At 71.3% G+C, this 8,599-nt stretch carries 7 protein-coding genes; 2 read left to right on the forward strand and 5 right to left on the reverse strand.

Translation table 11 applies throughout. From position 1 onward, the window contains the following. Positions 1–25: 25 nt before the first annotated feature. Genes ACWD0A_RS27425 through ACWD0A_RS27445 form a run of 5 tightly spaced genes read right to left on the reverse strand, consistent with a single transcriptional unit; the run spans position 26 to position 6,536 of the window. Positions 26–2,044 (reverse strand): endo-beta-N-acetylglucosaminidase, encoded by a 2,019-nt coding sequence (locus ACWD0A_RS27425; RefSeq protein ID WP_451302301.1) that lies wholly within the window; start codon positions 2,042–2,044, stop codon positions 26–28. Continuing rightward, positions 2,041–3,360 (reverse strand): glycoside hydrolase 5 family protein, encoded by a 1,320-nt coding sequence (locus tag ACWD0A_RS27430; protein ID WP_451302303.1) that lies wholly within the window; start codon positions 3,358–3,360, stop codon positions 2,041–2,043. Before ACWD0A_RS27430 ends, ACWD0A_RS27425 begins: the two co-directional genes overlap by 4 nt. 36 nt (positions 3,361–3,396) lie before the next feature. Continuing rightward, positions 3,397–4,257, reverse strand: a complete 861-nt coding sequence (locus ACWD0A_RS27435; RefSeq protein WP_451302305.1) for a carbohydrate ABC transporter permease — start codon at positions 4,255–4,257, stop codon at positions 3,397–3,399. After that, positions 4,254–5,225 (reverse strand): carbohydrate ABC transporter permease, encoded by a 972-nt coding sequence (locus ACWD0A_RS27440; RefSeq protein ID WP_451302307.1) that lies wholly within the window; start codon positions 5,223–5,225, stop codon positions 4,254–4,256. Before ACWD0A_RS27440 ends, ACWD0A_RS27435 begins: the two co-directional genes overlap by 4 nt. A gap of 24 nt (positions 5,226–5,249) precedes the next feature. Beyond that, positions 5,250–6,536 carry an ABC transporter substrate-binding protein gene (locus ACWD0A_RS27445; protein ID WP_451302309.1) on the reverse strand — a complete coding sequence of 429 codons (1,287 nt, stop codon included), beginning with the start codon at positions 6,534–6,536 and terminating at the stop codon, positions 5,250–5,252. A gap of 400 nt (positions 6,537–6,936) precedes the next feature. On the opposite strand from ACWD0A_RS27445, the gene ACWD0A_RS27450 reads away from it, so the two are divergent. Both ACWD0A_RS27450 and ACWD0A_RS27455 read left to right on the forward strand, forming a co-directional pair. Next, entirely contained in the window at positions 6,937–7,950 is a 1,014-nt protein-coding gene (locus ACWD0A_RS27450) for a LacI family DNA-binding transcriptional regulator (RefSeq protein ID WP_451302317.1), read from the forward strand. 122 nt (positions 7,951–8,072) lie between these two features. Then, complete coding sequence (locus ACWD0A_RS27455) at positions 8,073–8,465, forward strand: DUF6479 family protein (RefSeq protein ID WP_451302311.1); 393 nt, start codon at positions 8,073–8,075, stop codon at positions 8,463–8,465. Positions 8,466–8,599 lie beyond the last annotated feature (134 nt).

The following is an 8,599-nucleotide window of genomic DNA, read 5'->3' on the forward strand; positions in this document are numbered from 1 at the left end:
GGGTGCTCCGGGGGTCGGTGATGATTTACCAGAGGTGGTCGGTCGTCGCGGCGGTGGACACGCTGTACAGCTCCCCCACCGCGCGGAGTTCGAACCGGGCGGCCCTCTCGCCCTGTTCGGGCTTCTGGCCGGGGACGAAGAAGGCCCGCTGGCAGGTGGCGCCGAGGAAGCGCCGCGTCCCGTCGGGCAGGAGGCGGTGCAGGGTGTGGTGGCGCACGGCGCCGGGCGCGGGCCGCCAGGTGAAGCGCAGGCCCGCGGCCGAGGCGTCGGTGACGCGCAGGGCCGTGGGGGCGGCGGGCCGGGGTACGGTCCCGGCGGCGCGCACGGCGAGGGCGCCGAGCCGCCAGGTCACCCGGCCGCCGCTGCCGGTGAGCCGTACGCCGAGGGCGTGCACGGTCCCGGTCAGGCCCGTGAGCCGTACGGTCCGTGTGCTCCAGCCCGGTCCGGCGGTGCCCACGGGGAAGCAGGTGTACGGGTGGGGCTCGCCGGGTCCGGCAGGTTCCGCCGTGGCGACGGCCAGTTCGACGGCGACCTCGCCCGCCTCGGCGCGGTGCGTCAGCTCCACGACGGTGTCCGCGGCGAGCGGCAGCCGCGTCGCGTACAGGTCGAGCGTGGCCGGCGCGTCGAGGGCTCCGTCGACCCGGAGGCTGCTGCCGCCGTGCCAGGCGTCGGCGAAGTCGAATCCGACCGCGGGCCGGGTCCCCTCGGTGCGCACGACCCACTGGCGGGACGGCATGCGGTCCTGGAGGCCGAGGTGGTTCCACGCGGTGTCCGAGACCGCCCTGCCCTCCTCGTACCAGCGAAGGCCGTGCCCGGTGTTGAACACGGTCGCGAACGGCAGGGCGCCGGCCGTCGAGCGGTCGGCGACGGCGAGCGCCGGGGCGCGCCAGGTGTCGGAGGTGTCCGGCCGGGACGGGTCGAGCGACCGTCCGCTCCAGAAGCGGTCGTCGGCGGCGTGGAACTCGGCCGGGGTGCGGCCGGCCGGCAGATGGTTGCGGGTCCACTCGGGCCGGTAGAAGCCCAGCGAGACGACGTCGTCCGTGTCCTCGGGGAGGACGGCGTCCCAGTCGACGGACTTGTTCCAGCCACTGGCCTCCACATCGACGCCCGCCCACAACGCGTACCGGCTGCGGCCCGTCCGCTGCGCCAGCTGCCCGGAGGAGGTGAGGTCGGCGCGCGTCCAGTTGAAGTTGAGGAACATGGAGTCGGCGGCCTCGAAGAACGGCCGGTTGCGGTCGTTCAGGGCGTCCTGCCAGTCCACCGACCCGTCCACGGTCATCGAGTCGTACCAGGTGACGCGCAGCCCCTTCGCGGTGCCGAGGCTCTTCAGCTCCGCGAGGAAGCCCCGCATGTCGGTGGCGAGCGCCCGGTCGCCCCCGCCCGTCTCGGCGTTGACGAACCACCCGTCGAAGCCGTACGCCACGGCCACCGCGACGAGCTGCGCGGCCAGCGGGTAGCGGCCGAATGCGTCCTTCTGCACGAGGTCGCGGGTCCAGCGGAGCTGACCGCCGTAGGCGACGGGTGGCAGGAACACGTTGCCCAGCACCGGCACTCCGTGGCGGTGGGCCGCGTCCACGACGGGCGCGTTGGGCGCGAGGATCAGGCCCTCGCCCGACGAGCCGCCCCAGAAGACCAGTTCGTCGACGTACGCCCAGTGGGTGGTGGCGTAGTAGTCGGCGGTGGGCGCGCCCTGGGAGGGGTTGGACGCCGTGGGCGCGAAGGAGACGAGGGACTGGATGCGGGCCTGGCCGGCGCGCGCGGTGCCGTTCACCGGGGTGGGGGTGAACCGGCGCGCGAGCGGGACGGCGGACCTGTTGAAGGGCAGGTCCGTGTCCTGCTCGGCCCGCCAGGACTTCAGGCTGCGCCAGGTGATGCCTTCCCCGGGGCTGCCGGAGGGCAGCGAGTCGGGGTACCAGTAGGAGGCGTACGGCGCGCCGAGCGCGTTCTTCTGCGCGGCGGCGGCCGTGCCCGGCACGAGGACCGGGGTGAGGGCGGCGGCCGCGGATGCCGCGAGGACGGCTCGTCTGCTCAGGCGGGGGGTCATGACGGTGCTCCGTATCGTGTCGTGGACGGCTTACGGTGCGGTGCGGTGACCGGCTCGGGGGTGACGCCGGCCTGTTCGGGGGTGACGACCTCGGTGATGCCGCGGGCGGCGAGATGCGCCCGGTCGCCGGCGCGGCTCGCGAGGACGGTGGTGGGTCGTGCCCCGTCGGCGGTCAGGCGCGCGAAGGCCTCGAAGACGGGGCCGCCGGGGGCGCACACCGAGCGCCGGGGCGCGGTGTCCTCGTCGCCGGCGTCGACGACGAGGGCGGTCGTACGGGGCGCGGGGCGGTGCTCGCGTCCGCGCCACGCCTCGGTGATGCGGGCGATGGCCCGTCCTGCCGGTTTCACCTTCCGGTCGTTGGTCAGCAGGCCGAGGCTGTACTCGAGTTCGGGGAAGTCGGCCAGTGAGCGGGAGACGTCGTGGGAGCACCACCAGGTCACGCCCCATACGTCCGGGCAGTCCAGCGCGCCCGCGACGGTGGCCTCGGTGAAGGCGGCGGTGTGCTCGGCCAGGATGTGCGGTGCGGGTGCGCCGACCTCCTGGAGCCATACGGGCCGGCGGGCGTCCAGCGCCCATGCCTTGGACAGCTCGATGAGGTAGGCGGCGTGGTGCTCGGTGGCGGTGCCGGTGCGGCCGTGCAGCTGGGCGGTGCCGTTGAAGACCCAGGAGTGCACGGCGGTGACGGGGCCGATGCGGGCCGCGTGGGCGGGGGTGAAGGGCTGGTCGTCCTGGTACCAGGAGGCGTCGTACTCGGCGTGCAGGTGCATCCGGCCCGGCGCGCCCTCCTCGCAGGCCGTGAGCAGCCGCTCCAGCCAGCCGCCGGCCTGCTCGGGGGTGACGCGGTCGGGGTCGGGGTGGGGGCCCGCGGCGAACTGGGCGATCTCGTTGCCGATGGTCATGCCGATGAAGTTGGGCCGGTCGGCGAGGGCCTCGGCGAGGGTGCGCAGGTACGCGGCCTGTCCGGCGACGACATCGGGGTCGGTGAAGATGTTGCGCCGGTGCCAGGTCTGGGTCCAGGCGGGCAGGAAGTCGAAGCTGGACAGGTGTCCCTGCAGTCCGTCGACGTTGACGTCGAGGCCGCGTTCGGCCGCGGCGTCGGCGAGTCGGACGAGCTGGTCGACGGCGCGCGAGCGGATGAGGGTGCGGTTGGGCTGGAACAGCGGCCAGAGCGGGAAGACCCTGATGTGGTCGAGCCCGAGGCCGGCGACGGAGTCGAGGTCGGCGCGCACGGCGTCGATGTCGAAGTCCAGCCAGTGGTGGAACCAGCCCTCGCTGGGGGTGTAGTTGGCGCCGAAGCGCAAGGGGGCGGAGCTCATGGAGAGGCGGTGTCCCAAGTCTCGTCGTGGTGTCGGTCAGCCCTTGACGGCGCCCTCGCCGACGCCGCGGAAGAAGAACCGCTGGAGGCAGGCGAAGAGGACGATCAGCGGCAGCACGGCGATGATCGTGCCCGCCGCGACGAGCCGTTCGTCGTTGGCGAAGGTGCCGTGCAGGTAGTTGAGGCCGATGGTGAGGGTGAAGTTCTCCGGGTCGCTGAGCACGATCAGGGGCCACAGGAAGTCGTCCCACGCGCCCATGAAGGCGAAGATGGCGACCACGGCGAGGGTGCCCCGGACCGAGGGCAGCGCGATGCGCACGAACCGCTGCCAGACGTCGGCGCCGTCGACGAAGGCGGCGTCCTCCACCTCCTGCGGGAGGTTGAGGAAGGCGTTGCGCATCAGCAGGACGTTCAGCGCGGCTACCGACCCGGGCAGCAGCACACCGAGCAGGGTGTTGTTGAGACCGAGGTCCCGCATGGTGGTGAACTGGGCGATGATGATGCCCTCGACGGGGACGAGCATGGCGAGGATGAACGCCAGGGTGGCGGCCCTGCGTCCGCGGTAGCTGAGCCGGGCGAGCGCGTAGCCCGCGAGGGCGGCGCCGACGCAGTTGGTGACGACGTTGGCGACGGCGACCTTGAGCGAGTTGAACGCGTAGTCCCACACCGGGATGGTCTCGGCGACGCGCGTGTAGTTGCCGAACGTCGGGTCGCTCGGCAGGAACCGCGGCGGTGAGCTGAAGATGTCCTCGTGCGAACCCTTGAGCGAGGTGGACAGCTGCCAGAGGAACGGCCCGACGGTCAGCGCGAGCACGGCGAGCAGCAGGACGTAGCGCAGGACGAGCTGCGTGGCGGGAATGCGCTTGCCCTCGGCGTCGGTGATGCCCCGGTTGCTCACGCCTCCTCCTTCCGGTCGGCGCGCAGGACGAGGAGCATGAGAGCGACGGTGACGACGAAGACGACGACGGAGATGGCGGAGGCGTAGCCGACGCGGCCGGACAGGCCCGTGCCGACGCGCTGGACGAGCATGACGAGCGTGGTGTCCTCGCCCGCGGGGCCGCCGCTGGGCCCGGCCATCAGGTAGACCTCGGAGAAGACCTTGAAGGCGGCGACGGCGGAGAGCGCCCCGACGAGGACCATGGTGGAGCGGACCGCCGGGACGGTGACGGAGAAGAAGCGGCGTACGGGTCCGGCTCCGTCGACGGCCGCGGCCTCGTGCAGCTCGCGCGGGACGTTGGCCAGCGCCGCCAGATAAATGATCATGTAGTAGCCGAGGCCCTTCCAGACCGTGACGGCCATCGCGCTCAGCAGCAGGAGCCACTGGTCGCTGAGGAAGCCGATCCGGCCGACGCCCACCGCCTCCAGCACCGCGTTCACCAGGCCGCGGTCGTCCAGCATCCAGACCCAGATGAGGCCGACCACGACGATGGAGGCGACGACCGGGGTGTAGAAGGCGGAGCGGAAGAAGGTGATGCCGGGGATGTGGCGCTGCACGAGCATCGCCAGGAGCAGCGGCAGGATCACCAGTGCGGGCACGACACCGAGGACGTAGAGGGTGCTGTTGCGCAGGCCGATCCAGAACATCTCGTCGTCGAGCAGTTCGCGGAAGTTGGCGAGACCCACGAACTGGCCGGGGACGAGCGTGCGCCGGTCGGTGAACGCGTTGACCAGGGTGCTGAGGAACGGGTACAGGACGAACGCGCCGACGACGAGCAGGCCGGGCGCCGCGAACAGCCAGGGACTGGAGGGCAGATGGCGGCGGACGGCGCCGCCGGGCCGGCGCTCCGGGGAGCCGGGGCTCACGGGCGCCGGGCCGGACGCGGCCGGGTCGGACGAGATCGCCTCGGAGGCGGTGGAGGTCTTCATGGCGGTGTCGATCAGCTCGGCCGGTCAGCTCTGCTTCAGCAGCCGGTCACACGCCTTGACAGCGTTGTCAAGCGCTTCCTCGGGGCTCTGCTTCCCTTGCAGGGCACGGGCGACCGCGTTGCGCAGCTCGGTCTTCATCTGCTCGCTGAACAGCACCGGCGTGTAGTTGACCGCGGTCTTCAGGGACTTGGCGGCCGCGATCCGTACCCGGGTCTCGTCGGTGCCGTCCTCCTTGGTGAAGTACGGGTCGTCGAGGGAGCCGGCGGTGCTCGGGAAGATGGCGACCTGCTTCGCGAACTCCATCTGGCGGGTCGCGTCGGTCACGAAGTGCGCGAAGGCGACGGCGGCGGGCTTCTGCTTGGTCTGGGCGTTGACCATCACGCCCATGACGTACATGTTCGCCTTGCCGGTGCTGGTGATCTGGTCCGTGATGCCGATGTTCTCGTAGAGGCTCGGGGCCTCCTTCTTGAACTTGCCGAGGTCGAGCGCGCTGCCGGGGTTCATGGCGACGGACTCGGTGAGGAACTTGTGGCCGGCGGACTCGGGGGTCGCGGTCAGCGCCTGGGAGTCCAGGGCTCCCGCGTCGAACAACTCCTTGTAGCGCGTGAGCAGTTCGACACCGTTGGCGTCGTTGAACGCGAAGCCGGTGCCCTCCTCGTTCATCAGGGGAACGCCGTAGCGGCCGAAGTCCTCGATGGTGGGCACGTTCGCGAGGGTGGCGACCTTGCCCTTGCTCTTCTCGGCCACCTTCAGGCCGTAGTCGAAGACCTCGTCGTAGGTGGTCGGGGGCTTCTCGGGGTCGAGCCCCGCCTCCTTCAGCAGGCGCTTGTTGTAGAAGAGCGGACCGGTGTTGAGGTACCACGGGAAGGCGTACGTACCCTCGACGCCCGGTACCTCGTGCGCCTGCCAGGCACCCGGCAGGTACTCCTTCTTGTACTGCGGCGCCGCCTTGTCGACGTCCAGCGCGAGGCCCGCCTTGGCGAGGGGCGCGACGAGGTCGGGCGAGACGTTGACGACGTCGGGCAGGGTGCCGCCGGCCGCGTCGGCGCTGATCTTGTCGGCATAGCCCTCGGCCGGCCGGTCGACCCACTTGACCTCGGTGCCGGGGTTCTGCTGCTCGAACTCGGCGATGAGGCCGTTGAAGTAGTCCTTGAAGTTGGCCTGGAGGTTCCAGGTCTGGAAGGTGATCTCGCCTTCGACCTTGCCCTCGATCTTGCCCGAGCCCGAACCGGAGCCGCCGCCGCAGGCACTCAGCGGCAGGACGACGGCGATGACGGCGGCAGCGGCGAAGGCCCTGCGGTTGGTGCGCACGGTGAACGGCTCCTTTGCTGGGCACAGACGCATGAGGGATACGGCGGCCGGCTCGAAGAGGTGGCCGGCTGCGCACGCCCAGCAGACCTTGCACGGGGCCGGCGGAGAAAGTCAACAGATTCGTCGCACAAATTCCATCCTGGCGACATCGTGGCAGGTCAGATGGATGAAAGATACTTCTTGTCGAGCTCGACTAATGCGCTTTAGGATGGTTGGGCTCAAGCGCTTTAGTGATCGATCGACAACTTTTTCGACCGACCCGGGCGCAGGCCATAGGATGCCCGTGTACCGGCCCGCCCACGCAGGCACGGAGACTTGGGAAGGGGTCCGGGTGACTGCCAACACCCCGTCCGCCAGGGAGACTTCGCAGCCGAGGCGCACTCCCGCCCGGCGGCCGACGATGAAGGACATCGCGCAGCGGTCCGGTGTCTCGGAGAGTGCGGTGTCCTTCGCGCTCAACGACCGCCCGGGCGTCTCGGAGATCACCCGCGACCGCGTCCGCCGCGTCGCCGCGCAGCTCGGCTGGCGCCCCAGCACCGCAGCGCGCGCCCTGTCGGGGGAAGGCGCGGCGACCGTCGGCCTGGTCGTGGCCCGCCCGGCGACCACACTCGGCGTGGACTCGTTCTTCCTGCAGTTGATCTCCGGCATCCAGGAGGTCCTGGCGGAGCGTCAGCTGGGCCTGCTCTTCCAGATGGTGGACGACGTGACCGCCGAGTGCGCGGTCTACCGCCGCTGGTGGGCCGAGCACCGGGTCGACGGCGTGCTGGTCGTCGACCCCAGGACGGATGACCCGCGGCCGGCCCTCCTCGACGAGCTGGGGCTGCCCGGCGTGGTCATCGGGGGTCTGCCCGGCCGGCACCCCAACCTCTCGGAGGTGCGGGCCGACGACACCGGCGCCATGGCGCATGTTGTCGGCCGGCTGCACGAGCTCGGCCACCACCGCATCGTGCACATCGCGGGGCTTCCCTCGCTGGCCCACACCGACCGGCGCATCCGTTCGCTGCGCGACGAGGCGGAGCGGCGCGGGCTGACGGGGGTGCGGTCGGTGACCACGGACTACTCCGACACGGAAGGCGCCGCCGTCACCCGGCGGGTCCTGGCGTCGGAGGCCGCGCCCACGGCGCTGGTCTACGACAACGACGTGATGGCCGCGGCCGGCGCCGCCGCCGTCGCGGGCCTGGGCCTGGCCGTGCCCGCGGACGTGTCGATCGTGTCGTGGGAGGACTCCGTGCTCTGCCGCATGGTGCACCCCTACCTCACCGCGCTCTCCCGCGATCCGGTCGCCTTCGGCCGTATCGCGGCCAAGGAGCTCACGGCGCTGCTCGACGGCGGCACGGCCCGCTCGGTGCAGGTGCCGCTGCCGGAGCTGATCGAACGGGAGAGCACGGCACCGGTCCACGGCTCCCGGCCCTGACGTCCCTGCGGATCGCAGGCCCGCGCATGCTGGAGGACGAAAGGGCTCCGGCCTGCGGCGTCCATTAGGGCGTCCGGGTCCATACTGGCTCTTAAGAGAGCCAGAATGGGTACGCGATAGTCATGGCCACTTACAGTCAAACGGCTCAGGACGCCGCCACGCTGCTCGCCGCGGGCGAGGGAGCGCCGGCGGTCATCGTCTTCCTCCTCGTCGTGCTCGGCCTGCTGGTCCTTCTCGTATGGGTCGTCTGGCAGGTGGGCGCCAGAAGGCGGCGCGACGCACCTCCGTCCCGGGAGGAGCAGCCCGTTCCGCCCGAGCACCAGACCCACTACGAGAGCCGTCTCGAGCCGGACGAGGTGGACCCCACCCAGGGCCACCAGGCCCCCGGACGCCTGACACCGCACGAACTGCACGGCTACGGGAACATGCCGTCCAGGCTCGCACCCGAGAAGGAGCCGCCGCGCGACTCCGACGAGAGCGGCGGGGCCTTCGGAAGCGGCGGCCACGGGGGCTGACCCTGTGCCGCACCGTCCGTTCCTGTGCCCCGCCGCCGCCGGCGGATTCAACAAATCGTCGCAACACGGGGTGTGTTGGGGTCGTTCGTCAGTAGCCCGGTGAAGCGCTCGGCTGGGGTGTCCCAGCCGAGCGT

It is taken from the genome of Streptomyces sp. NPDC002867, from assembly GCF_053591895.1.

Coding starts and splice junctions, on each gene's coding strand:
- ACWD0A_RS27425 (WP_451302301.1), bottom strand. CDS start 2,044: ATGACCCCCCGCCTGAGCAGACGAGCCGTCCTCGCGGCATCCGCGGCC.
- ACWD0A_RS27440 (WP_451302307.1), bottom strand. CDS start 5,225: ATGAAGACCTCCACCGCCTCCGAGGCGATCTCGTCCGACCCGGCCGCG.
- ACWD0A_RS27450 (WP_451302317.1), top strand. CDS start 6,937: ATGAAGGACATCGCGCAGCGGTCCGGTGTCTCGGAGAGTGCGGTGTCC.
- ACWD0A_RS27430 (WP_451302303.1), bottom strand. CDS start 3,360: ATGAGCTCCGCCCCCTTGCGCTTCGGCGCCAACTACACCCCCAGCGAG.
- ACWD0A_RS27455 (WP_451302311.1), top strand. CDS start 8,073: ATGGCCACTTACAGTCAAACGGCTCAGGACGCCGCCACGCTGCTCGCC.